At 68.1% G+C, this 24601-nt stretch carries 16 protein-coding genes; 6 read left to right on the top strand and 10 right to left on the bottom strand.

Features of this window, described 5'->3' with window-relative positions:
* Window position 1: 1 nt before the first annotated feature.
* Window positions 2–613 (bottom strand): helix-turn-helix domain-containing protein, encoded by a 612-nt coding sequence (locus AB0J90_RS01235; protein ID WP_363590876.1) that lies wholly within the window; start codon window positions 611–613, stop codon window positions 2–4.
* Between the two features lie 170 nt (window positions 614–783).
* Here AB0J90_RS01235 and AB0J90_RS01230 point away from each other — a divergent pair, with 170 nt between their 5' ends.
* Window positions 784–1341 (top strand): DUF308 domain-containing protein, encoded by a 558-nt coding sequence (locus AB0J90_RS01230; protein WP_363590874.1) that lies wholly within the window; start codon window positions 784–786, stop codon window positions 1339–1341.
* Window positions 1342–1450: 109 nt separating this feature from the next.
* Here AB0J90_RS01230 and AB0J90_RS01225 read toward each other — a convergent pair whose 3' ends face one another.
* The gene (locus AB0J90_RS01225) at window positions 1451–1756 is read right to left on the bottom strand and encodes a hypothetical protein (RefSeq protein WP_363590872.1); all 306 of its coding nucleotides are present in this window, start codon (window positions 1754–1756) and stop codon (window positions 1451–1453) included.
* The gene (locus AB0J90_RS01220; RefSeq protein WP_363590870.1) at window positions 1756–2145 is read right to left on the bottom strand and encodes a hypothetical protein; all 390 of its coding nucleotides are present in this window, start codon (window positions 2143–2145) and stop codon (window positions 1756–1758) included. Before AB0J90_RS01220 ends, AB0J90_RS01225 begins: the two co-directional genes overlap by 1 nt.
* Window positions 2146–2505: 360 nt before the next feature.
* Here AB0J90_RS01220 and AB0J90_RS01215 point away from each other — a divergent pair, with 360 nt between their 5' ends.
* A complete protein-coding gene (locus AB0J90_RS01215; RefSeq protein ID WP_363590868.1) occupies window positions 2506–3381 on the top strand; it encodes a helix-turn-helix transcriptional regulator in 876 nt (291 codons plus the stop codon).
* Between the two features lie 9 nt (window positions 3382–3390).
* The gene (locus AB0J90_RS01210) at window positions 3391–3579 is read left to right on the top strand and encodes a DUF397 domain-containing protein (protein WP_363590866.1); all 189 of its coding nucleotides are present in this window, start codon (window positions 3391–3393) and stop codon (window positions 3577–3579) included.
* Window positions 3580–3660: 81 nt separating this feature from the next.
* On the opposite strand, the gene AB0J90_RS01205 is transcribed toward AB0J90_RS01210, so the two are convergent.
* The 4 genes from AB0J90_RS01205 to AB0J90_RS01190 all read right to left on the bottom strand — a co-directional run bounded on the left by AB0J90_RS01205 (window position 3661) and on the right by AB0J90_RS01190 (window position 11472).
* Complete coding sequence (locus AB0J90_RS01205) at window positions 3661–5067, bottom strand: hypothetical protein (protein WP_363590864.1); 1407 nt, start codon at window positions 5065–5067, stop codon at window positions 3661–3663.
* A 39-nt stretch (window positions 5068–5106) separates the two neighbouring features.
* Window positions 5107–6279 (bottom strand): hypothetical protein, encoded by a 1173-nt coding sequence (locus AB0J90_RS01200; RefSeq protein ID WP_363590862.1) that lies wholly within the window; start codon window positions 6277–6279, stop codon window positions 5107–5109.
* Between the two features lie 152 nt (window positions 6280–6431).
* A complete protein-coding gene (locus tag AB0J90_RS01195; RefSeq protein WP_363590860.1) occupies window positions 6432–7733 on the bottom strand; it encodes an AAA family ATPase in 1302 nt (433 codons plus the stop codon).
* A gap of 343 nt (window positions 7734–8076) precedes the next feature.
* Window positions 8077–11472 carry a glycoside hydrolase N-terminal domain-containing protein gene (locus AB0J90_RS01190; RefSeq protein ID WP_363590858.1) on the bottom strand — a complete coding sequence of 1132 codons (3396 nt, stop codon included), beginning with the start codon at window positions 11470–11472 and terminating at the stop codon, window positions 8077–8079.
* 240 nt (window positions 11473–11712) lie between these two features.
* Between AB0J90_RS01190 and AB0J90_RS01185 the strand changes: the two genes are divergently transcribed.
* The 3 genes from AB0J90_RS01185 (at window position 11713) to AB0J90_RS01175 (ending at window position 15360) form a co-directional block, all read left to right on the top strand.
* Entirely contained in the window at window positions 11713–12624 is a 912-nt protein-coding gene (locus AB0J90_RS01185; protein ID WP_363590856.1) for an aminoglycoside phosphotransferase family protein, read from the top strand.
* Window positions 12625–12759: 135 nt separating this feature from the next.
* The gene (locus tag AB0J90_RS01180) at window positions 12760–14304 is read left to right on the top strand and encodes an acyl-CoA synthetase (RefSeq protein ID WP_363590854.1); all 1545 of its coding nucleotides are present in this window, start codon (window positions 12760–12762) and stop codon (window positions 14302–14304) included.
* 129 nt (window positions 14305–14433) lie between these two features.
* Window positions 14434–15360, top strand: coding sequence for a DUF2726 domain-containing protein (locus AB0J90_RS01175; RefSeq protein WP_363590852.1), 927 nt, complete (start codon window positions 14434–14436; stop codon window positions 15358–15360).
* Window positions 15361–15391: 31 nt separating this feature from the next.
* On the opposite strand, the gene AB0J90_RS01170 is transcribed toward AB0J90_RS01175, so the two are convergent.
* The 3 genes from AB0J90_RS01170 to AB0J90_RS01160 all read right to left on the bottom strand — a co-directional run bounded on the left by AB0J90_RS01170 (window position 15392) and on the right by AB0J90_RS01160 (window position 24596).
* Complete coding sequence (locus AB0J90_RS01170) at window positions 15392–16354, bottom strand: LysR family transcriptional regulator (protein ID WP_363590850.1); 963 nt, start codon at window positions 16352–16354, stop codon at window positions 15392–15394.
* A gap of 227 nt (window positions 16355–16581) precedes the next feature.
* The gene (locus tag AB0J90_RS01165; RefSeq protein ID WP_363590848.1) at window positions 16582–21105 is read right to left on the bottom strand and encodes an amino acid adenylation domain-containing protein; all 4524 of its coding nucleotides are present in this window, start codon (window positions 21103–21105) and stop codon (window positions 16582–16584) included.
* On the bottom strand, window positions 21102–24596 hold the full coding sequence (locus AB0J90_RS01160) for an amino acid adenylation domain-containing protein (RefSeq protein WP_363590846.1): 3495 nt from the start codon (window positions 24594–24596) through the stop codon (window positions 21102–21104). Before AB0J90_RS01160 ends, AB0J90_RS01165 begins: the two co-directional genes overlap by 4 nt.
* Between the last annotated feature and the right edge of the window lie 5 nt (window positions 24597–24601).

Genomic DNA, 24601 nt, shown 5'->3' with positions numbered 1-24601 from the left:
ATCAGGCATTCGCCGATTCGGCAGAAGCGGACGCGGCATGAACCCGCAGCAGTCCCTCGACGCCGCGCAGGAAGGTGTCGCAGACCAGCGTCGGATCGAACAGGCAACCGGCGGCCATGGCGCCGTCGCGCAGCATGACGAAGTGCCGGGCGGCGTCCTCGGCGGGCGCTTCCTGAATGCGCGCCAGCAGTTCCGTGACGGTGTCCAGGAACCACTGGCGGTGGGCGAGCACGGCCAGGTGCACCGGATGATCGGGGTCGGGGTATTCGGCAACGGCGTTGAGGAAGGCGCAGCCGCGAAAACCGGGGGACTGGATGCCCTGGGCGATCGACTCGCTGAGAGCCCGGATGGTGTCGGCCGCCGATAGCCCGCCGTCGGCGGCCCGGTCCGCCTGAGCGCGCATGGCCTGGTCGACCTGGTTCAGGTACGCCAGGACGAGATCCTCCTTGCCGGGGAAGTGCCGATAAAGAGTGGCCCGCGTCACCTGCGCCTCGGCCACTATGCGGTCGATGCCGACGGAGTGAATGCCCTCGGCGTAGAAGACCCTTGTTGCCGTGTCGAGCAGCCGGGCCCGCGCTTCGGACGGCCGCCCTTCGGATTCTCCGCGCACCATGCACCCATGGTAGCGGATAGAACGTTCGGTCTTGACGTTTGTCGAGTCGCCGTGTCATCGTTGCCCGAGACAGAACGTTCGTTCTTGCCGGAAGGATGATCACCGGTGCCCATCCTTCAGCGAGCAGCCTTCGGCCCACGAGGCCACTCCGACACCCGAAAAGGATCACCGTGACCTCCATTGCTGCACCCGCCATCCCGGCAGCCGCGTCGGCCCTACGGCGGCTGTACGTCGTCCGCTTCGCGTTCGCCGTCGTCTGGGCCGCCGTGATGTTCACGACCGCATCGCACCTCGGCCCGCTCGCCGTCACGCTGCTCGTGCTGTATCCCCTGTTCGACGTGATCGCCGCGCTCGTCGACGCTCGTTCGTCGCGTGCCACCGGATCGGTGCTCGGCCTCTACGTGAACGTCGCCGTCAGCCTGCTCACCGCCATCGGCGTGGGCATCGCCAGCACGTCCGGCATCCCCGCGGTCCTGCGCGTATGGGGCGCCTGGGCGATCGTGGCCGGGGTGGTACAGCTGATCGTGGCCGTCAACCGTCGCAAGATGGGCGGCCAGTGGCCAATGATCATCAGCGGTGCCATCTCCGCGCTCGCCGGCACCTCGTTCATCGTGATGGCCGGAGCCGACGGTGCCACGCTGACCAACGCGGCCGGCTACGCCATCCCCGGCGGCATCTTCTTCCTCGTCTCGGCGCTCCGCCTCGGCCGCGTCGCCAAGCAGAGCTGACACACAGGGTTCCTGCCGGCTCCGGTTACGAGGCCGGCAGGAACCCTGCGTGCGGGCACCGCAGGTGGTGGCGAGCCGGAGGCGTGGGCCTGCCCAGGCGACGAGTTGGTCAGCGGGGAGCGGCCGGGCGAGAGCGGCGATCCGGTCGACCCCGCCGGTCAGCCGCCCGGGCAGGTCTGCTCGTCGGAGTCGGTGCCGGTCGGAGGCCGGCGACCTGGACGTACAGCTCGCGTTTGGCTGTTGCTTTTCCGTGTTGGTCGAGGACGTAGCCGGTGAGCCAGATCCAGCCGTCGCAGGTCGGTTCCTTGGCGCGGGTGATGAGGCGAAGGGTGAGTGCCCGGTCCCCGGCGAACTGGACGCTGGCGGGTTCGCCGATCAGGAGGATGTCGCCGGGTTCGGGCAGCGGGCCGAACATCAGGGGAGCGGGATGAGAAAGCCTGGTCCCTCGGGTGCGATGCGTACCCAGCACTCGGTCTGCTCGCCGCAGGTGGGGCAGCGTCCGCCGGGGTCGGGGGAGTGGGCCTTCGCCAGCTCATAGGAGCTGATCAAAACATCAACCGCGGTGTACGGAACCGCCTGCTCGTCGTGCCGGATCCAGCCCACGAAGCGGTTGTGCAACCAGCCGCTGGGCACGTGCCGCAGATCCTCGGCCGCGACGACAAAATACTGACCCAGGTAGAGCCCCAGCGACGCCCGACTGCCATCGAACTCGGCCCGCAGCTCCCGCCGCCGCGTCGCACACGGCCAGTCACCCCCACAACCCGTGCAAAGCCACGTACGCCCTATCGGGTTATGCGTACTCACCCCTGCTCCTCCTCAGTCGGCCAGTGACCCCGGTTGATCGGGATCTTGTGTCTCGTACGGCAGGGAAGCTCCGACCCACACCGGCAGATCCGCCGCCACCTGGCCCACGACCACACCGGACGGTGCCGACGGGCCAACGTCATGGCGACGGCGGAGATGTACTCGTCGTAGGTGACTCGCCTGTTCATCGGGCCTCCCTCGAAGGAGCGCGGCGGCCGGGCCTTCAGTCCAGTCATCCGACCGCCGCACCCGTAGAGTTACCGTCCCACGACGAAATGAAATCCGCAATATGCGGATTGCAGAGAGGCGACACGCCGGTTGCGGACAGCATCCGGGCTGTCCGCAGGGCATGATGTCCACGTGGCCCAACGTCAAAGCCCGACCGTCAAGCGCCGTCGACTCGCTCTGACCCTGCGTCAACTACGAGGTCGGGCAGGTCTGTCCGCATCGGACGCGGCTCGGCGGGTGGACCATGACTCAAGCTGGCTGTCGCGGATCGAGAACGCCGAGGTCCGTCCGCACCCGAATGACGTGCGAGCGTTGCTCGACCTGTATGGCGTCACCGGAGAGCAGGCCGAGGCGGTCATCGCGGTTGCTCGGCAGGCGAAGCAACGAGGCTGGTGGCAGCGGTACGGCGACGCCGTACCCGACTGGTTCGCGTCGTACGTCGGTATGGAGTCCGAGGCGTCGGTGATTCGCTCGTACCAGTGCCAGATGGTTCCGGGCCTGCTCCAGACCGAGGACTACGCTCGCGCGGCGTTCCAGGGCGCACCCGTTCCGATGCGGGACGAAGAGGTGGAGCGTCAGGTGTCGCTGCGGCTCGACCGGCAGGCCATCCTGACCAGCGACGTACCTCCGATGCTCCGGATGGTCGTTGACGAGGCCGCAGTGCGCCGGCTCGTCGGCGGTGCCGAGGTGATTCGTGGCCAGATCGCGCACCTGCTGGACATGAGCCGCAGGAGCAACGTCCAGATCCAGCTACTGCCGTACTCGGCAGGTGTCGGGTACGACGGCAGCTTCGTCATCCTCGACTTCCCGGCCCTGCCAGCGCCATACCCCGACGCGACCGACGACAGCATGGTCTACGTCGACACCCTGACCGGTGCCCTCTACATGGACCACGACCGGGAGGTCACGGCGTACCGGGCGGCGCACGAACAGCTTCAGGCCCAAGCGTTGGGCGCTGTCGCCACGCGGGAGGCTCTGCGTAAGATCGCCGAGGAGTTGGCGATGTAGGGGGCCGGCATGACAGTGTGGCGCAAAAGCACTCGATCGGGATCATCTGGCGATTGTGTCGAGGTGGCGGACAACCTTCCCAAGGTCGTCCGCGTACGCGATAGCAAGCGTCCGCGCGGACCAATTCTGGCGTTCGATCGGGCGGTGTGGCGTTCCTTCGTTGGATCGGTCAAGTCGGGGACGTTCGAGCGCGGCTAAACACGGCGCGCCATCGCGAGCTGCGACTACCTCCGGCGGTGCCAGGTATTGTCGAACGATTCCGTAGGCGATTCATCACACTCAAGGCTCGACTACGACAAATCGCCCGCTCGCATCGACGGTCACACTATTCCTTTCCATGTCTTCGAACACCCGCCGAACCGTCCATGATTTCACGAATCGATCTACCGCTGCCCCGTCTGGAAGCAGTAGCTTCATAAGGGCAAGTCGTGCAAGGAGTAGCATGATACGGCCCGCGAAATGCGTAACTATCGGATTGGGAAAGTCACCCCTGTCTGGGTGTTTGATGGTGTTGTAAATGTCGGCGAGTGCCCGCGACAACTCTGCATCAGGGCAAGAAATTGGGGAAGTGTCCAAACCAACAGCTCTGGCCGTGCGATAGTAGTAAGTGGCTGTCGTTGGTCTGTTTGCACCGCTCCCGTACGTGGCCTGTTCGTTGGGCATTCTGCCCAGCTTCTGGCCGATTGCCTCGATGCTCATTGAGGTGTTAATTACGATCTCTTCTACTAGCAGCCCCGATCGGCGTAGAACCCCTGCTACGGGAAGGATGAGTCTCCTCCAGTCGTGGTACCTCATTGCCCACTCGGAAAGGGTTGATGAAGAGACGTCACTTATGCTCAGGATAGGGAAGTTATGTGCGTTTCTTGATGATTCTGGCCTGTAATGATCCTGGATGGTTGCCGCGCATATTACTTGGTGATTTTCGGCGCCGTGAATCTTGCCATCAAGAGTCTGGAACGGGAATCCCCTGTCTCGTATTTCATGCTTCCTGAAGTGGGCACCCGTCCCGTAAATCAGCGAGAGAAGGTCGCGGAACTTTCGATGTTCGGCAAGGTGATCGGCGACTGGGCGAGGCGTCCGAAATTTGCTTAGCAGCACGACAACGTCGTCTAGGTGAATCCCACTTCGCGTGTCATCATTCGGCCCCCAGTGGCTGGTTAGCGTCATGCGAGCCTCGCCCTGATACCAAGTGAGGCCGTCCTGCCGTTCTATCGTGTAGTTGAGCCGTCGACGTCCGCCGTGCTCGTCCTGTATCCATTCGGAGCCCCAACTGACGGAGGAGAGGCGAGTCCAATCCGCAAGTCCATCCATCTGTGAGCCAAGGACTGAGATCGTGAGCGGATCATCGATCTCGCCGATCCGTTCGTGGAGCACGGCTTCCCTGGCGCGTAGCCCACCAATATTGAGGTGAGACCCGCTCATCGCGCGGGAAAACGTGCATCCGAACAATGATATTTCCAGATCCTCTGTACGAAAAACCAAATTTGCTGGTGGCTTTCGTACTCGAAACCAGCGAGTTGGGGTTTCGAACTGATCTGACGCAGACGAGATATAGGGGATCTCAGCGATTACTCCGCGGTTCTCGTCGAGCCAAAGGGTCCCTACCACGAATGGTGCACTTTCGTTTTCTGAATGGATGAAGATCCCGCTATGCTTGACTCCAACGTCCAAGGACCTATTCGCCATGTGGGCGCCTTCCTGTGCACGGACACGTCTAATCGACTATCACCAATAGATGGCGACGAATTCGACTTCGAGCTTACGGCCTGGTTCTTGGGATGCCGCCTGGGGACTGACTGGAGAACTAGGAGGTATGTCTGCGTCGGCTACCAATTTCTTGATACTAGAATCGCGATGATAGCGGACAGTTTCGCGATCAATATCAGGGGCGACTGCATTAACTATGAGGTCAAATATGTGTCGTCGGGCATCTACGTCGCCTAGCAAGTCCAGATTCGCTGCTGCCACTATGGCTGTGGTCTGTAGCTTTTCCTGGTCGACCTCGACTCCGGCGGCAGTGCCCACGGATGTCCCGAAGTCAATCAAATGTTGTGCGAAGTCTGCAGTGAGTCGTTGTCTCGGACTTTCTTGCTTTTGTGGGGTCTCGAAGGCGTCGGGTAGTTCCTTGATCAGAGAGTCGATGTCCATGGAGACGGTTCTGAGCACGTCTGTGAGTTTCACCGGGTTCCACTCATCTCGGAGAACCGGTGCCTCTACTCGCACATAGGCGGTGTAGGTAGAGTCATTGAAGAGGACCCGTCTGAGATCTTTCCAGTAGGACTTGAACTCGGTTACACCTACCACCTCTAGGGGTCGGACTAGTTGCGTGATCTCGCTATCCGAAGCAAGGGCCGCGCGATCGATTATATGATCGTGCCCATCGATGTTGAGTACGACGTACCTCGTGCTGGTTCCCCAGATGGGAACCAGGCCCACTAGGAGGCTATCGATGATCTCGACGACGGGGACGATTTGTTCATAGGCTGTATCGTCTATGCCGAAAATCGCTTCGCGGCCTCTAACGATTTCGATGATCGACGAGATTGCGGTTACGAGCTGATAAGTCTTGTCTGGCTTGAGCGTGATTTCAAGCTCAAGAACATCGCCACGGTTGATCGCGTTAACCGGCAGTAGTGCCCGATTCTTCCTTAGTTTTCGTGTGGCTTTCTTGAGTTCAGCGATTGTGCTTATCTTGGGTATACGAGAGGTTGTTCCTGGGTGGCCGTCGCTAACGAGGTATATGTCGTCATTTCCTCCGGTTCGCAAGTCGCGGAATGTGCTTTGAATAACGGCGCGCCGGACAACTTCTCTGCTAGAGGAGTCTGCTGCGCGGACACGTGATTCCGTGCCCAGAGTGGAGCCTTTCAGTGAGAGTCCCGCCGTCGTCTTGGACTCCACTTCGCTGGATCGAGTAAGTGTGTCTGATATGGTCTCTGCGATTGATCCATCTCGTGCGGCGACGAGGCTTGTTACGCTTACTTCGTCAAGGTAGACGAACTCGCGCCGTTGCCTTCGCCATTCACGGTCGCGGCGCCTTCGGCTGCCAAATATCATGGCTGTGGTTCGCTCATTTCGTTGCGAGAAGTTATCCGTTGAACTCTAGGCAAGGCTTCGTGGACGTCTTCGGCGCATAGCATTTCACGACGGTCGAGCGCGGCAAGGATGGCTGCTTCCGTCCAGATGGCTGAAAGATCGGCGGCACTCCAGCCGTGCGTTTGCTCGGCAATCGTCCTGAGATTTGGATGCTCGGAGAATTTGATGTTCCTTGATGATGCTTCAAGAATCGCGAGCCGGTTGCCCGCGTCAGGTGTAGTGAACACCAGTTTGTGTCCGAGTCGGCCGGGGCGGAGTAGGGCATCATCGAGTGATCCGGGCAGGTTTGTGGTGGCAATGACAATTACCCGATGGAAAGGAGTGAATCCGTCTAGGAGCGAGAGGAATTGCCCTACTAGTCGGTTCGTTGCCTCGTGATTGCCCTTGCCGCGTTGGGTGTAGAGACTGTCGATTTCGTCGAAGAACAGGATGGCGGGCCGGTTTTGCTCGGCATGTTCAAAAATGTCGCGTAGTCTCTTCTCGCTCTGCCCCACGAATTGGTCTACTATCACGGGTCCGCCGATGTTGTAGAAGGTCGCCTCTGTCTCGTTTGCCAACCCTTTTGCTAGGTGCGTCTTTCCTGTGCCCGAGGGACCGGTGAATAGTATTCCCTTGATGGGCTTGGCTCCGATTCTCTTGATTCGATCAAGGGGATCTAAGGCGACTCTGACAAGATCTGCTGCGCGTTTGACTAGATGGGTCGCGCCGCCGAAATCTTCGAGTGTGGTGTCGTTGTCGTCTGGATGCACAATAAGCGAATCTATATCGAAGCCCTCGCGATCGCTAATTCCTAGCCGATCGATTGGCTTATCTGAAAGAATCTCCCCAGGTTGACCGGTCGACTCTATCTCGACGGTCTGCCCCTTGAGGAAGGGGGACTTACTTCGCTGAGGATATGACCGAAGTTTTCCGTCAATCTCAATGACGGCGCGTGTATCTGTGGCGCTCTTGATGATGCCGACCTCGGTCGCCTCTGGCCACAAGTCATTGCTGACTTTTTCCGGTCGATTTCCCTCTTTGCAGAAGAGGATGTCTCCCACGGACCAATTCTCGTCGATGTGGCCTGTGAGATACCCTGTAAGTCCAGCCAAAAAGTCTACGTAAACGCGTGCCTGGTCCTGGTCGATCTTACGTACCTTCGCGATGCGCCCTTCAGTTAGCAATTTTTGACCTTTGCGAGGATGGGTGATGCGGGAATTGATGGCTTGAGCAGAAAGAGGCTGCGGGGTCAGTTCGTGCAGAAGGATGCTACCGAACACATGGTCGCCCGCCTAACAGATGAGCCCCGGGTCGCTATTACTGCTACATTAGGCCGATTTGGCCGTGGATCTCGGCTGATATCGGTACGGGACTCTTGGTAGCTATCGGTGCCCTGATCCTGCTGATTGGCCGGGTGCCGGCCGCGCAGAACATTCGAAGCGGGCTCGGCGTGCCGTCCGCGCCGGTGATGTCCGGCATGTGCATAGTCGGCGCCTGGGCTATTGCAGGGCCGTCCACTAAAGGACGGCCTAAAAACGTGAGCGAACGGCTGAGGGCTCCTGCCGGCTCCCGGTACGGGAGTCGGCAGGAGCCCTGTGTGCGTACTGCTGGTGCTGGTGGTGGTTAGCCGAAGGCGCGAGCCTGCCAGCCGACCACCTGGTCAGCGGGGAGTGCCGTCGGGAAGATGGCCACCCGGTCGAGTTCACCGGTCAGCCGCTGGCCGCCGTCCTGGTCTGCGGCGAACCGCAGCTCACGGGTGGCGCAGCCGATGATGCCGCCGTCCGGGACCTTCGCCGTACCGGCCACCTGGCCGTCGACGTAGACCGTGATCGCACCGTCGTCGGCCATCGTGATGACCAGGTCGAGGAACCGGCCGGTGGGCAGGGTCGCCGTGGTGGTCACGCCGTTGCCGGCGCCGATGAAGCGGACCTGGTTGCTCGGCGTCAGGTCGATCAACACCCCGTCGGTGCCCGGGTTGCCGCCCGGCTGGGAGTCGAACAGCCGGCGGTAGCTACCGGTTGTCGTCACCTTCACCTCGGCCGCGAACGTGGCCGTGTTCAGGTAGCCGAGCGTCGTCGGGGTCGTACGCAGGTAACGCTGGCCGTTGAGCGCCAGCGCGCTGCCGGTCGGGCCGGCGGCGACGTACTCGGCTCCGGTCTGGACCGTCGCGGTACGCCCGTTGGGGGAGCGGTCTGCGATGGTGTTGCCCGAGCTTGGGTCCCACGCGACGAGCGGGTTGGCCGGGTTCGGCACGTCGCACGGCGGCGGGATCGGCAGGGCGATCGAGGTGCTGGCGGTGGCCCGCCAGGCGTCGTTGATCAGGCGTGCCTCGATCCGGGAGGGGCCGGGTTCGGCTTCCCGGGTCGGTGCGACCGTGAACGTGTAGACCTGCGAGTCTCCGGGGCGGAGCTTCGGGGTGGCGATCTGGCCGGGCCGTACGGTCCAGCCTTCCGGCACGGCGAGCTTGACCGTGGAGGCCGGGACTGTGGTCGTACCCGATGCCTTGATGGTGACGGTGACCGGCGCGGTCTGGCCGACCTCCAGGGTGGCCGGCGCGGCGATGTTGATGTCGACCTGGGAGGTGGCCACGTAGGTGTGGCCCTTGACGGCCTCGAAGGTGATCTTCTCGCCGCCACCGGTGGTGGTGATCTTCCGTCCGCTGGCCGCGTCCACCAGCGTGTACGGGCCGGTGAACATCGAGTTGCGCAGGCTCACCTTGCCGGCACGACCGGTGGTCACCTTGATCTCGTCGGCGGCACCGCCGGACCAGCGTACGTCCACGGTGTTGTCGCCCTGGGCCCGCAGGCCGCTGACGGAGCCGTTGGCCCACTTGCTCGGCAGGGCAGGCAGGACCTGGATCTCACCAGTTTGGCTCTGCAACAGCATCTCGGCCATGCCGGAGGTGGCACCGAAGTTGCCGTCGATCTGGAACGGCGGGTGGGTGTCCCACAGGTTCGCCAGGGTGCTGCCCTTGAGCTGCTCGCTCAGCATCTTGTGCGAGTGGTCGCCGTCCAGCAGCCGGGCCCAGAAGTTGATTTTCCAGGCCTTGCTCCAGCCGGTGCCGCCGTCGCCGCGCGCGGTCAGCGACACCTTGGCCGCCTCGGCGATCTCCGGGTTCTTGGTGGGGGAGATCTGCGAGCCCGGGTGCAGGGCGAACAGGTGCGACACGTGCCGGTGGGTGTCGGTCGGGCTGTCCAGGTCGAGCTTCCACTCCTGGAGTTGACCCCACGAGCCGACGCGGATGCCCGGGTCGAGGTTCGCCAGCGCGGCCTTGACCTCGTTGCGGAACGCGCCGTCGCCACCGAGGATGTTGCCGGCCTCGATGGTGTTGGTGAACAGGTCCCAGACGATCTGCTGCGACATCGACGCACCGGCGGTGAAGTCACCGTTCTCCGGCGAGTAGCTGGGGGAGACCACCAGCTTGCCGTCGCGCGGGTCGACGACCAGCTCGTCCATCCAGAACTGGGCCAGTTCCTTCATCATCGGGTAGGCCCGCTCACGCAGGAACTTTTCGTCCTTGGTGAACTGGTAGTGCTGGAAGTACGACTGTGCCAGCCAGGCGCCCGCCTCCGGGAACCAGAACGACTGCGGGTAGTTGTGCAGGCCGGTGAAGCCCCACGGGTTCGTCTCGTTGTTGACCACCCAGCCGCGGTTACCGTAGATCTGCTGGGCGGTGACCTTGCCCGGCGCCACCATCGCGTCGACGTAGTCGAACAGCGGGGCGGTGGTTTCGGAGAGGTTCGTGACCTCGGCCGGCCAGTAGTTCATCTGGAGGTTGATGTTGACGTGGTAGTCCGCGTCCCAGGGCGGGTTGGTGGAGTTGTTCCACACGCCCTGGAGGTTCGCCGGCAGCGAGCCGCCCCGCGACGAGGCGACCAGCAGGTAGCGGCCGTACTGGAAGAAGAGACTCTCCAGTGCGCGGTCCGCGGCGGCGTTGCCCTTGTCGTAGCCGCTGAGCAGCTCGTCGGTCGGGATGTTCGGCATCACCTGGCCGAGGTCGAGGTTGACCCGGTCGAACAGGGCCTTGTAGTCGGCCTGGTGGGCGGCGAGCAGCTCCGCGTACGACTTCGCCGAGGCGGTGTCGACCCGACCGGTGACCGCCGCGTGCGGGTCGGTGCCCCGGTAGGTGGGGTACTGACCGGCGTAGTCGGTGCCGGCCGCGAGGACCAGGGTGGCCGAGTTGGCGCCGGCCACGGTGACCGTGCCGTCGGTGCCGTCGGTACGCGTACCGCCGTCGTTGTCGACCTGGATCTGCGACTCGTACTTGAGCTTGTTGTCGTTGAGCGCCCCGGCGAAGGTGATCCGGCCGCCGGTGGCGGTGGTCGTCTTCGAGCGGTTGTTCGCCGCGGTCACCCCGGCGGTGAAGCCGATTTTGCCGGGCTGGTCGGCGCTGAGCTTGACCACCAGCACGTTGTCCGGGTTGCTGGCGAAATACTCGCGGGTGTAGCGGACACCCTCGTCGACGTAGGAGACCTTGGCGAGCGCGGTGCCGATGTTCAGCTCGCGACGGTATTCCTGGACCGCGCCCGGGTCCTCGGTCAGCCGCAGCGACAGGTCACCGAAGCTCTGGTAGGAGCCGAAGCTGCTCTTGGGCTGGCCGAGCTTGTTCGCCACCTCCTGCGGGGAGATGCGCCCGTTCTGGTTGATCAGCGCCTGGATGTCGGCGATCGCGTTCGGCCGGGGCGAGGTCCAGTTGCCGAAGTTGTAACCGGGCGCGCCCGGTCCGCCGGTCCACAGGGTCTTCTCGTTGAACTGCACGGTCTCGTTCGCGACCCGGCCGAAGATCATGCCGCCGAGCGCGCCGTTGCCGATCGGCAGCGCCTGGGTCTCCCAGTCGGCGGCCGGTTCGTCGTACCAGAGGGTCAGGGGGTCGGCGCCGGCCGCGGCGGGGCCGGTCTCCGGGGCCGCCAGCGGCGTCGACCCGGCAAAGGCGGGCACGGGTACGGCAACAGCCGCGGCCAGTACGCCAGCGAGCAGCGTACGGGGGACAAGTCGTCTTCTTCGGGGGTGGTGTGTCAACGGGGCCTCCGGAATCATCCGAGGTACTAAGTGGTGGTGGTTATCGGTTGGTGGATAAAAGCGGACTAATGACAGTAAGGTGCCCGACAGGCATCGGATGTTTAATCGGCAGGTTACGGATTGAACATCGAGGAAACAAGCCCTGCGCTGGTCCGAACGGTAAGGTCCACACTCGACGTCGGTCCGGACAGGGGCGCTCGCCGACAGCGCACTGGCAGGATTTGCGGCATGTTCCGCGATATGACCATCCCAGCGGTGTTCCGGCGCAACGTCAGCGAAGCCTGGGGCGAGGCGGGCCAGCGCTGGCTCGACGAGCTGCCGTCACTCGTCACAACGATCACCCACGCCTGGGACCTCGACGTCGGCGAGCCGTACGTGCTCAGTTTCAACTGGGTCGCCCCGGCCACCACGGCCGACGGAACACCCTCGGTGCTGAAGCTCGGGGTGCCGGAGTCCGACCACCTCTTCCACGAGGCGGCGGCGCTGACCTGCTTCGACGGGCGCGGTGCCGTACGCCTGCTCGACCGGGACGCCGACCGAGGGGCGCTGCTGCTGGAACGAGCCGCCCCGGGTACGCAGGCCAGGGTGCTCGTACCCGAACGGGACGAGGAGGCGACCGCCGCGTTCATCACGCTGACCCGGCGACTGCACCGGCCCCCGCCGGCCGACTGCCCGCTGCCCGAACTGGTGACGCGTGGTGAGGCGTTCGCGGCCCACCTGCGGCGGTACCCGGACGACCGGGTACTGCCCCGGCTTCTGGTGGAACGGGCCGGGCGGCTCTTCGACGAGTTGTGCGCCAGTGCCACCGAACGGGTCGTACTCCACGGCGACCTGCACCACGACAACATCCTGAGCGCCGACCGGGAACCGTGGCTGGCCATCGACCCGCACGGCGTGGTCGGCGACCCCGGATCGGAGGTCGGCCCGTGGCTCTACAACCCGGATCCGGCCCTCCGCGACGACAACCTGCTCGCCCTCGTCCCCGCTCGGGTCGAACAGCTCGCCGACGGTCTGGCGCTACCGGTGGAACGGGTCCTGGCCTGGGGCTTCGTGCTCTGCATGCTGTCCGAGGTGTGGGACGCCGAGGGTGGCGGCACAGGCGGCGGCCGTGCCTTGGACGTTGCCCTGCAACTCCTGCCCCGACTCCGCTGATACGGCCAGGGCCCTCGGACGTGGACTACGCTCTTGCCAGTTGCCCATCCCACCTGGCTGCGGCGATGCACAGTCGGGGACCACCCGCCGACTGTCCGTACCACCGTCAGTCGAAGCGGCGAGGAGTGTCGGTCGGTGCTGCTGGACGCGCTGCTCACGGAAACGTCCGACGACTCCGGCGCGCTCGTGGTCGCCGGGCGCGGGCTGTCCCGGCACGAGCTGATCGGCTGGGCGACGGCGGTCGCCGACGACATCCGGGGCGCGCGGATGGTGGCCGTACACGCCACCCCGACCGTCGAAACCGTCGTCGGGGTCCTCGCCGGGCTGATCAGCGGCGTGCCGGTGGTGCCGCTGCCGCCGGACTCCGGTCCGGCCGAACTCGCCCACCTGCTCCGCGACTCGCGCGCCGACCTGGTCCTCACCGAACAACCCGACCTGCTGGCCGCCCTGCCAGACGGGGCGCCGCGTCCGGCGGTGCTGCCGATCGGGCGGAGCACCCGGTCGTACACCCGGTACCCAGAACCGGCGCCGGATCAGGCCGCGCTGGTGCTCTACACCAGCGGCACCACCGGGCCGCCGAAGGGCGCCCTGATCAGCCGCGCGGCCATCGCCGCCGACCTGGACGCGCTTGCCGACGCCTGGCAGTGGACGCCCGACGACACGCTGGTGCACGGGCTGCCGCTGTTCCACGTACACGGGTTGGTGCTCGGGGTGCTCGGGCCGCTTCGACTCGGCTCCCGGCTGGTGCACACGGGCAGACCAACCCCGGAGGCGTACGCGGCAGCCGGCGGCACGCTCTACTTCGGCGTACCGACGGTCTGGTCCCGGATCAGTGCCGACGAGAGTGCCGCTCGGGCGCTGCGCTCGGCCCGGCTGCTGGTCTCCGGCAGCGCGGCCCTGCCGGTGCCGGTCTTCCACCGGCTCGCCGCCCTCGCCGGACAACCGCCGCTGGAGCGGTACGGGATGACCGAAACCCTGATCACGGTCAGTGGTCGGGCGGCCGGCGAACGGCGTCCGGGTCAGGTCGGCCTGCCGGTCAACGGGGTACGGACCCGGCTCGTCGACGACAACGGCGCCGTCCTCCCGCCCGACGGCGAGTCCATCGGAGAACTCCAGGTGAGCGGGCCGACCTTGTTCGACGGCTACCTGCGCGCCGACGGTGATCCGCTGCCCCGGGCAGGTGCGGTGCCGGCAGGTGCGGTGTCGGCAGGTGCGGTGCCGGCGGGGACGGCGGGTGCGGGGACGGCGGGTGCGGGGACGGCAGGTGCGGTGCCGGCGAGGACGGCGGGTGCGGGGACGGCGGGGGTCGGCGAGGACGGGTGGTTCGCTACCGGGGACGTGGCGGTGATCGGGCCAGACGGGTGGCACCGGATCGTCGGCCGGGCCTCCACCGACCTGATCAAGAGCGGCGGTTACCGGATCGGGGCCGGTGAGGTGGAGGACGCCCTGCTGGCGCACCCGGCGGTGGCAGAGGCAGCCGTCGTCGGCACCCCGCACGCCGATCTCGGCGAGCAGGTCACCGCGTACGTGGTCGCGGACGGGGTCGACGGTCAGCAGCTCATCGACTTCGTGGCCGGGCAGTTGTCCGTACACAAGCGGCCGCGTCAGGTGCACCTGGTGGACCAGTTGCCCCGCAACGCCATGGGCAAGGTCGCGAAGAAGCTGCTCGGGGCCGGCTGATCGGGGACCGCTCGGCGGGTTGCGAACCTGCTGCCGGCCGTACGGGAGAAGATTTCTAGCATGGTTACCGGCTGTCCACCCGATCCGCGGTGGACGGCGTCCCGGCTGCGACATTTGGGATCGACATTCATGGTAGATACCGGCATCGACGACGATTTGTGGCTGCGTCCGATCTTCCCACCGGCCGAGTACGCGGCCCGCGTCGCCCGCGGGGAAGCGTTCGAGCGGGGCGGCTGCGTGGTGCAGCCGGACTGGAAGCTCAGCCAGATCACTCGCCGTCGTCCGCCGGGCATCACCGCGCACCAGTGGAGCTCCGCGATCCGTACGCAATTCGCGTTTGTCGTCGGTGACCAGCGCAGCGTCGCGCCCAGCTTCGCGGTCGAACTGAGCACGACGGTCGGCCGTGGCCCCGAGGCCAGCCGGGACGACCGGATGACCAACGCCGTCTGCGCCGCGATCGGCCTGCAACTGCTGCGGATCGAGTCGCCGACGCTCGGCGACGGCGGCAACGGGCGCCGGATCGTCGACTACGTGCTCGACGCCCGCGCCTTCGGGGCCGGCGGCGCAGCGGACGACGGCGACCCGGCCGACCCGGCGCCGCAGACCTACCGGGACATCATTGGCCGGCTCCCCGACGGCCGCAGCGGGTACGTCAACGACCTCGGCGCGGTCGCCCGTTCCGCCGCCGTCGACGCGTACGCCAGCCGTCAGGTCTTCGACCCGATCATCCGTAGCCTGCACGTGAGCTGGGCAGACGGTCCGGCCGAAGGCTGGGCCTGGCTGGAGGTGCGCGCCGACCAGTTCTTCTTCGAACGGGTCCGGGTCTGGCAGCACGGCTTCTCCTGCGGCGTCGACCCCGGCAAGCTCGCCGAGGACCTGGCCGCGGCGGCGATCGGCGAACAACTCAAGCGACTCGGCAACGACGAGCCGGTGCTGTACGCGCGCGAGCAGCTCGGCCGGGACCTGACCGAGCTGCGCCTGCGCCAGGGCGAACTGGCGACCGACTTCGCCTTCGCCCACATCTCCTTCGAACAGCCGGTCGACGCCGAGGTGTAGCTGCCGCTCCGCCTCCCCGGCAGGTCGCCGGTCAGACTTCTTCCGCACCGCGCCGGAGCACGGCGCGCGCCGCCTGGAGCAGGGCGGTGAGGGCGGGGCGGTCACCGTCGTGGGAGAGCCAGGTGAGTGCCGCGGTGGACATCGGCAGGTCGGTGACGTCGACGTAGGCGATGCCGGGACGAGGGTAGAGGTCGCGAGCCGCGGCGGGGAGGAAGGTGATCCCCTGCCCTCGGGCGACGGCCAGCAGCATCGCCTCGATGTCCCCGACCGGCGGGCCGAACCGCACCGGGGTGCCGTCGGGACGGGGGTTGACCACCCAGTGGTCCCACCAGGTGCGGGGTGCCTGCGGCGGGACGTCGACCACCAGGTGGTCGGCCAGGTCGGCCAGGGTGAGTGGTGCCCGCTCCACCAGCGGGTCGTCGGCGGGTAGGCAGGCGACCCTGGGCTCGGTGGCGAGGTGCAGACTCCGGAAGCCGGGCGGCAGCGGCGGGCGCAGGAACGCGGCGTCGATCTCCCCCTGGGCGAGGGCGTCGACCTGTTCGACGAAGTCGACGGCCTGCAGTTCGACGGTGACCGCGGGATGCCGGGCGGACAGTTCGGTGAGGATGGCGATCGTGTACGGCATGGATGCCTCACCGCCGATCGCCCCGATTCGCAGGTGCCCTCGGGCCTCCCGGGCGAAGGAGGCGGCGACCCGCCGTAGCCGGGTCATGGACGCCAGGAGTTCCCGTGCTTCGGGCACCAGGGCGCGACCCGCCGCGGTGAGGTCGACCCGACGGGAGGACCGCTGGAGCAGGTCGACGCCGAGCCGCAGTTCCAGCGCCCGGATCTGCTGGCTGAGCGTCGGCTGCGTCATGAACAGGCGCCGGGCGGCGCGGCCGAAGTGCAACTCCTCGGCCAGCACCAGGAACAGCCGCAGTTGATGACCGCTGGGCTCGCGCGAGACGGGCGGGGTCGGAGCCGGTCGCTCTCCATCAGCGCCACCATGACTCATAGCGATTAATCTATCAATCAGGTGAGAAGGCCATTCGCCGATGGTGGGATGGCCAGGTGTCGTTCGAGAGATGATTACCACGCGCCGGGTCTGCCACTGGGGGTGTCAACGGGGGCTGCACGGGCACCGGGGTATCCCGTGCAGGGGCCGGCCGATCCACCCGACGAGGTTCGGGGGATCGGCCGGCGTCGCGTGCACCGGGAGCCGGTGACCGCAGGTGACGCTGGTCAGCCCGGTCCGGACAGGAATCCGGTACGGACGAAGAAGTCGACATACCGTCCGAGCAGTACGCCGTCGGCCGCCGGACAGTGGATCCCGGCCGACGCCACCGCCCGCTCGGTGCCGGTGCAGTCGAACGTCGGGTGCTCCCGGGGACCCATCGTCGGCGGCAGCCCCGCCAGGAACGGCCCGAGTCCGATCTCCGCCGAGTGCTGTGCCGCCTCGACCACTTCGGCGTACCAGCGCTCGTACGGCAGGGACCGGATTGGGTAGCCCCGCTCGCGCAGGATGTCGACGATTTCCGCGTACCGGATGGTTCTCGGGTTGTAGTAGTGGAAGTCGCGGCCGGCGGTGTCGGTGCGGCGGGAGAGGTGCCCGATCGCGGCGGCGACGTAGTCGACCGGTGCGAGATCCTCCGGGAAGTCGAGCGCCGGTACGGCTCCCACCTGGACAAACGTCTTCAGCAGGCGGCTGAAGTAGTCGTCGGTGTTGCCGGCACCGGTGCCGCCGTGGCCGGTGATCCGAGCCGGCCGATGGATCGACACCGGCAGCCCCCGCTCCCGCGCCGCCTGCACCAACCGGTCCGCCACCCACTTGCTCTCGTTGTAACCGCCCCACAACCCGTCCGGCCGGTCCGGCGGATCCGCCTCGCTGACGGTACGTGACCCGTCCACGGGACCGAGGTAGACGCCGAGCGTCGACACGTGCTGTACGGCGCTCACCCGACCCAGCCCGGCCAGCCGCAGCACCTCGACCGTGCCGTCCACGTTCGCCGCCTTCAACCGCCGGTACGGATGCACGAAGTGCACCGCGCCACCGTTGTGGTAGATCACGTCGAGCCGTGCACCGAGCGCGGCGAAGTCCGGTGCGGACAGCCCCAGTCGCGGTTGCGCCAGGTCACCGAGTACGGGTGCGATCCTGGCCGCGTACTCGGTTCGCCACAGCCCGTACCGGCGCAGGTTGTCCTCGACCCGGACCATCGCGGCGCCGACCGAACCGGCCCGGACCAGGCAGTGCACCTCGGCGGTGGTGTGCCGGAGCACGTCGTCGAGGAGGAACGCACCGAGGAACCCGGTGGCCCCGGTGAGCAGTACGTGCGCCGGCCGGGCCGGATCGTGCTCGGCCGGCGGCAGCTTCCCGAGATCGGCGCATACGTCGTCCGGCAGCACGGCCTCGGCCCACAGGTCGACGCCGGCTGGCTGCACGAGGCTGGCGACCGGATCGGGCCGACCGGTGGCGGTGAGGGCGGCGGCGACCGGACCGGGCCGCCCGGTGCCGGACAGTGCGGCGTCGACGGCGGCGGCGAACGTGTCCAGGTGCGGGGCGTCGAAGAGCGTACGCAGCGGCAGTGCGACGCCGAACTCGCGGTTGATCCGAGCCAGCAGTGGGGCGGCCAGCAGCGAATGGCCCCCGAGGTCGAAGAAGCCGTCCCGGGCACCGACCCGATCCCGGCCCAGCACCTCCGCCCAGATCGGGGCGAGCCGGGCCTGGGTCGGCGTACCGGCGGGCACGAACGGGTGCGCCGAACCGGGCTCCGGTGCGGGCAGCCGACGGTGGTCGACCTTGCCGTGCGCGGTCAGCGGCAGCCGGTCCAGCGACACGAACCCGGCCGGCACCAGGAAGTCCGGCAACCGGCCCCGGAGGAAGGTACGCAGCTCGTCAGGATCCGGTACGGCGGCGCCCGAGCGCGGCACCACGTACGCGACCAGACGCTGGTCACGGGCCACCACCACGGTCTCGCCGACCAGCGGATGCTGGCCGAGCACCGATTCGACCTCGGCCGGCTCGATCCGGTGACCCCGGATCTTGAGCTGGCGATCCACCCGACCGAGGAACTCCAGCTCACCGTCGGCACGTACCTTCGCGAGGTCGCCGGTGCGGTAGAGCCTCGCGCCCGGCGTACCGGAGAACGGATCCGGCACGAACACCCGCGCGGTCAGCTCCGGCCGGCCGAGATAACCCCGGGCCAGGCAGTCGCCACCCAGGTACAGCTCACCGGGGGTGCCGACCGGTCGCAGCCGACCGCCCGGATCCAGCACGTACGCCCGTACGTGCGGCAGCGGCCCGCCGATCGGCAACTCGTCCGAGGCCGCGACCGTGCTGCCCGACTGACCGGCGGCGTGGACGGTGGCGCAGACCGTCGCCTCGGTCGGACCGTAGTGGTTGAAGAAGCTGATCCGGCCGCCGGTGAGGCGGTTCCACTCGGCGAGCTTGCCGGCCGGCACCCGTTCACCGCCGACCATCATCACGGTCAACGGCAGGTCGGCCGGCAGCTCATGGTCGGCGAGGTCGTCCACCCAGCGCTGCCAGAGCGCCGACGGTGCGTCGACCGCGGTGATCCGCTGCTCGACGCAGAGGTCCAGCAGGGCCGGTCCGGTGAGCGCGGCCGGCTCCGGGTGGACAACCAGCGCGGCGCCGCTGACCAGCGCCGGGAAGATGTCACCGACGGAGGCGTCGAAGGTCAGCGGCGGGATCATCAGGATCCGCTGCCCGGGACCGAAGCCGTGCACGTCCCGGAACGCCGACGCCAACCTGGTGACGGTGTCGTGCGCGACCATCACACCCTTCGGCCGCCCGGTCGATCCGGAGGTGTAGATGACGTACGCGAGCTGCTCCGGGTGCCGATTCGGAGGGGGAGGGGGGTCGGCCGGGGCGGGGGTGGTGTCGTCCACTCGGATCACCGTGCCGGCGAAGGTGGCGACGGTGTGCGCGTACGGGCCGGCGGTGAGCAGGACGGCGGCACCTGCGTCGGCGAGCAGGTCGACCAGCCGCTCCGGTGGGTGGGTCGGATCGAGCGGCAGGTAGGCGCCACCGGCCCGGAGGATGCCGAGCAGCCCGGCGATGCCCGCCGGACCGGCCCGCAACACTAACCCGACCGGCACGTCCGGCCCGACACCGGCCGCCCGCAGCCGACCGGCGAGCCGGTCGGCCCACCGGTCGAGTTCGGCGTAGGTGACCAAACCGCCGTCGCCGTACACGGCCGGGGCGTCCGGCGTACGGGACGCCTGTGCCGCCACCAGTTCGTCGACGAACCCCGGTTCGGTCGGCGGCAGTGGTGCAGGGTGCAGGCCGCCGACCAGCAGCACCCGCTCTGACGCGGTGAACAGGTCCAGCTCGGACAGTCGACGATCCGGTGTCGAGGTCAGCGCCAGCAGGGCCTGCTCGAACCGGTCGACCAGACGTTCGACCGTGGTCCGGTCGTACAGGCCGGTGTTGTGGTCGAGCTGGCCGGTCAGCCGGTCACCGCCCGCGTCCAGGACCAGGGTGAGGTCGAACCGGGCGGTGCCGTTGCCGATCCCGGCCGTACACACCGTCAGCCCGGACATGGTGGGTGCGTCGACACCGGCCTCGCCGCTGCCGGAGTTGAGCACGAACATCACCTGGAACAGTGGATGGTGGCCGGCGCTGCGGTCCGGGGCGACGATCTCGGTGACCCGTTCCAGCGGCACCTCACGGTGCCCGAGCCCGCCGACGCAGGTGCGGCGAACCCGGTCCAGCACCTCCCGCAGCGTCGGGTCACCGGACAGGTCGGTACGCAGGGCCAGGGTGTTCACGAACATCCCGACCATCGTCTCCAGCTCCGGCAGCGACCGGTTCGCCGCCGGTACGCCCACCACCACGTCGGACTGACCGCTCTGCCGGGCCAGCACCACGGTGAACGCGGCCAGCAGCACCGTGAACAGGGTGCAGTCGGTCTGCTGCCGCAACCGCTCGACCGCCACGGTCAACTCCGAGGGCAGGGTGAACCGGACACTGCCGGCGGGCGCGTCGACCGGCGCCGGGCGTGGCCGGTCGGTCGGCAGCTCCAGCAGCGCGGGCGCACCGGTCAGGTGTTCGCGCCAGTACGACTCCTGCGCCCGGAGCACCTCCGGATCACGACCGGCGAGCCAGCGTACGTAGTCGGCGAACTGGACCGGCAGCGGTGCCGGCGCCGGCTCGCGGCCGGTGACCAGCGCGTCGTAGGTGGCGGTCAGCTCACCGGTGAGCAGGTCGAGGGAGACGTCGTCGCAGACGATGTGGTGGAAGACCAGCAGCAGGAGGTGGTCGTCGGGTGCCAGCCGGACCAGCGTGCCCCGGACCAGCGGCGGTCGGCCGAGGTCGAACGGCCGGGCCAGTTCGTGCCGGGCCAGCCGCAGCAGCCCGCGCTCCCGCGAGTCGTCCGGCAGGTCACCGAGGTCCACCACCGGCAGCGTCACCGCCAGGTCCGGGTCGTCGGCCGGCCGGATCACCTGCACCCCGTGCCCGTCCCGGTCCAGGAACGCGGTACGCAGCGGCTCGTGCCGCCGAACCAGTCGGCGCAACGCGTCGGTCAGTGCCGGCACGTCGGGCACCCCGCCGAGCCGGTACGCCGCCGACATCAGGTACGCCGAGTCGCCCACCCCGAGCCGGTCGAGGAACCAGATCCGCTGCTGCGCGGGGGAGAGCGGCATCTCCGGTCCTCGTGGACCGGGGCGGACGGTCTGGCTCGCGGTGAGCGCGAAACCCCGCCGCGCCAGCAGGACCGCCAGCAGTTCGTCGGTCCGCCCGGTCATCCGGCCCCGCCGTCGCCGAGCAGCGTCGCCACGTCCTCCGCCGACATCGCCTCGATCTCCGCCCGTACCTCGGCGATGGCGGTGACCTGACCGGGGACCGGTTCCAGCTCGATCAGCGCGGCGGCCAGCCCAGCGGCGGTCGGTGCGTCGAACAGCACCCGCGTCGGCGCCGCGAGCTGGAAGTACGCGCGCAGCCGGGACAGCACCCGTTCGGCCAGCAGCGAGTGCCCGCCGAGGGCGAAGAAGTCGGTGTCCACCCCGATCGGCTGCACCCCGAGGACCTCCTCCCAGATCCCCACGATCGCCGCCTCGACCGGCGTACGGGCGGCCACGTACGGGGTGGAGTCGGTCGCGCCCCAGGTCGGCGCCGGCAGGGCGGCCCGGTCGAGTTTGCCGTTCGGCGTCAGCGGCAGCGCGTCGAGCGGCACCAACGTCGCCGGGATCAGGTACGCCGGCAGCCGCAGCGCCAACCGGGGTTGCAGCAGGCTCCAGAGCTGTGCCGCGTCGGTGGCCGTCTCCGGCACCACGTACGCGACCAGCCGGGCGTCACCGTCGGCGCCGTCGCTCCAGGCGGCTACCGCCGCGTCCCGTACGTTCTCCTGCTCGCGCAGCACCGACTCGATCTCACCCAGCTCGACCCGGAAGCCACGGATCTTCACCTGCTGGTCGCCGCGCCCGAGGAACTCGATCCGGCCGTCGGGCAGGTGCCGGGCCAGGTCACCGGTCGCGTAGAGCCTGCCCCCCGGTGCGGTGCCGAACGGGTCCGGGACGAAACGCCGCGCGGTCAGCGCCGGTCGGCCACGGTAACCGCGGGCCACGCCCGCCCCGCCGATGTGCACCTCGCCGGTGACTCCGATCGGCACCGGCTGCCCGCGCCCGTCGAGCAGGTAGATCCGGGTGTTCACGATCGGCGGCCCGATCGTCACCGGCTCGGACGTCACCGGCTCAGGCCCGGCCGAGGGCTCCGGTTCGACCACTCCGGCGGCGGACCAGACCGTGGTCTCGGTCGGGCCGTACACGTTCCACAGCGTCCCGCCGGACAGCCGCTCGGCCAGGTCGCGGGAGAACGCCTCGCCGCCGCAGAGCCGGTGCCGTACGGACGCCGGCAGTTCACCGGCCGCGAGCAGCATCCGCCAGGTGGCCGGGGTGCCCTGGAGCACGGTCGCGCCACTGGAGCGGGCCCGGGCCAGCAGCGCGGCGCCGTCGACGACCTCCGCGTTCGTGGCGACCACCACCCGCGCCCCGGACACCAGCGGCAGCAGCAACTCCAACACGGAGATGTCGAAGGAGAGCGTGGTGACCGCGAGCAGCCGGTCGGCCGGGGTGAGCGCCAGCGATTCGCCGAACGCGAGCAGCAGGTTGCCGACCGCGCCGTGGCTGACCTCGACGCCCTTCGGACGGCCGGTCGAACCCGAGGTGAAGATCGTGTACGCGAGTTGGTCGGGGTGCGGGTCGGCGGCCGGCGGATCGTCCGGCAGCGCGTCCAACTCGGCCCGGTCCAGGTCCAGGCGGACCACCTCGGGGATCGCGTCGCACAGCTCGCCCATCCGGTCGGCCACCCGCTGCTCGGTCACCAGGAGCCGGACGGCCGCGTCGTCGACCATCATCCGCAGCCGGCCGGCGGGGAAGGCCGGGTCCAGCGGCACATACGCGCCACCGGCCCGCCAGACACCGAGCACCGCCACCAGCAGCTCCGACGTACGGTCCAGGCAGATGCCGACCGGCGTCTCCGGCCCGACCCCGCCGGCCCGTAACCGGTGCGCGAGCTGGTTCGCCCGCAGGTCGAGTTCCCGGTACGAGAGCACGCGATCGTCCGCCGCGACCGCGATCGCCTCCGGCGAACGGGCACACGATCGGGCCCAGAGCGCCGGGAAGGTGGCCGCCTGCGGCGGCAGTTCCCGGGTCGGCCCCTGCCAGTCGACCAGCGCCCGCTGCCGATCCGCCGGGGTCAGCAGCGACAGGTCGCCGAGCCGCCGCCCCGGATCGGCCGCGATCCCGTGCAGGAGCTGGCGGAAGCCGGCGGCGAGCCGTTCCACGTCGGCGGCGTCGAAGACCTCGGTCCGGTACGAGAACGTCGCCTCCAGCCCACCGTCGGGTTGCGGCACCGCGACCAGGGTCAGGTCGAACAGCATGTCGTCCAGTTCGCTGTCCCACCAGCGCACGTCGAGACCGGGCCAGTCCGGCCGCGAACCCTCGGAGAAGTTGTGCAGGATCAGCGCGGCCTGGAAGAACGGGTGCCGTTGGGCGTCCCGCCGCGGCGCCAGTTCCTGCACCACCAGGTCGAACGGCACACTCTGGTACGCGAACCCGTCGATGACCGTACGACGTACCCGGGCCACCGCGTCGGCGAAGGTCAGGTCGGGGTCGATCCGGGTACGCAACGCCAGCGGGTTGGCGAAGTAGCCGATCAGCGGCTCCAGCTCCACGTGTGTACGGGCGGCGACGAGCGTACCGACGGTGACGTCGCTCTGCCCGAGGTAACGGGCCAGTAGCGCCTTGAGTGCAGTCAGCAGGGTGACGAACGGCGTGGTGCCGCGGGTCGCGCCGGCCGCCGTACGCAGCTTGTCCAGCAGTTCCGGACCGATCGGCAGGCTGACCTTGCCACCGGCACCGGCACCGTTACCGGGCTCGTCACGGCGGCGGGCGATCGGCAGCTCCGGGTCGACCCGGGGTGCGGCGAGCTGCCGGCGCCAGAAGTCCAACCCGTCGGCCAACTCACCCTCGGTGAGTGATTCGTGCTGCCAGTGCGCGTAGTCGGCGTACTGGATCGGCAGCGCGGGCAGCGGCGGCCCGGTGGCGGCCGACGTGCCGGGACCGGCCTCGGGCGTCGACAGCCGCCAGGTGTAGAGGGCAGCCAGTTCACGCAGCGCGTTGCCGATCGACCAGCCGTCGATGGCGATGTGGTGGCTGGTCATCATCAGCACGTGGTCGTCGTCGGCCAGCCGGTACAGGGTCGCCCGCAGCACCGGCCCGGTGGCCAGGTCGAACGGCACCGCGAAGGCGTGCCGGGCCAGCGCGCGGGCCCGCGGCTCCCGGTCGGCGACCGGCAGGTCACGCAGGTCCACCTCGGGCAGCGGCACCGGCTCCGGCGGCCGGACGAGCTGGCGCGGCGCACCGTCGGCGCCGAGATAGACGGTGCGCAGGACCTCGTGCCGGTCGACCAGGTCGGTCAGGGCCAGACGCAGCGCGGCGACGTCGAGCCGGCCGCCGAAGCGCTGGGACATCGACACGTGGAAGGACGGGTCCGACGGGTCGAACTGGCTGGCCAACCACATTCGCTGCTGCCCGGACGAGCAGGTGAACAACTGGTCCGGCCCGGTACGCGGCAGCCGGGCGATGACCGGCTCGGTCACCGCCGCCAACCCGCGCTGGGCCAGCCGGCGGGCCAGCAGCGCCTGCCGCTGCGGCGACAGCGCGACCACGCTCTCCAGGTTGGTACGCGACGCCGGTGCCGTCGGTGTGCCGGCGTCGGGGTCGGCGGTGGATGGCACGGGTT

Origin of the sequence: Micromonospora sp. NPDC049523, from assembly GCF_040676775.1 — a bacterium.
GTDB lineage: Bacteria > Actinomycetota > Actinomycetes > Mycobacteriales > Micromonosporaceae > Micromonospora_G.
The sequence above is the reverse complement of the archived record's forward strand: the minus strand, read 5'-3'. Positions and strand labels throughout refer to the sequence as shown.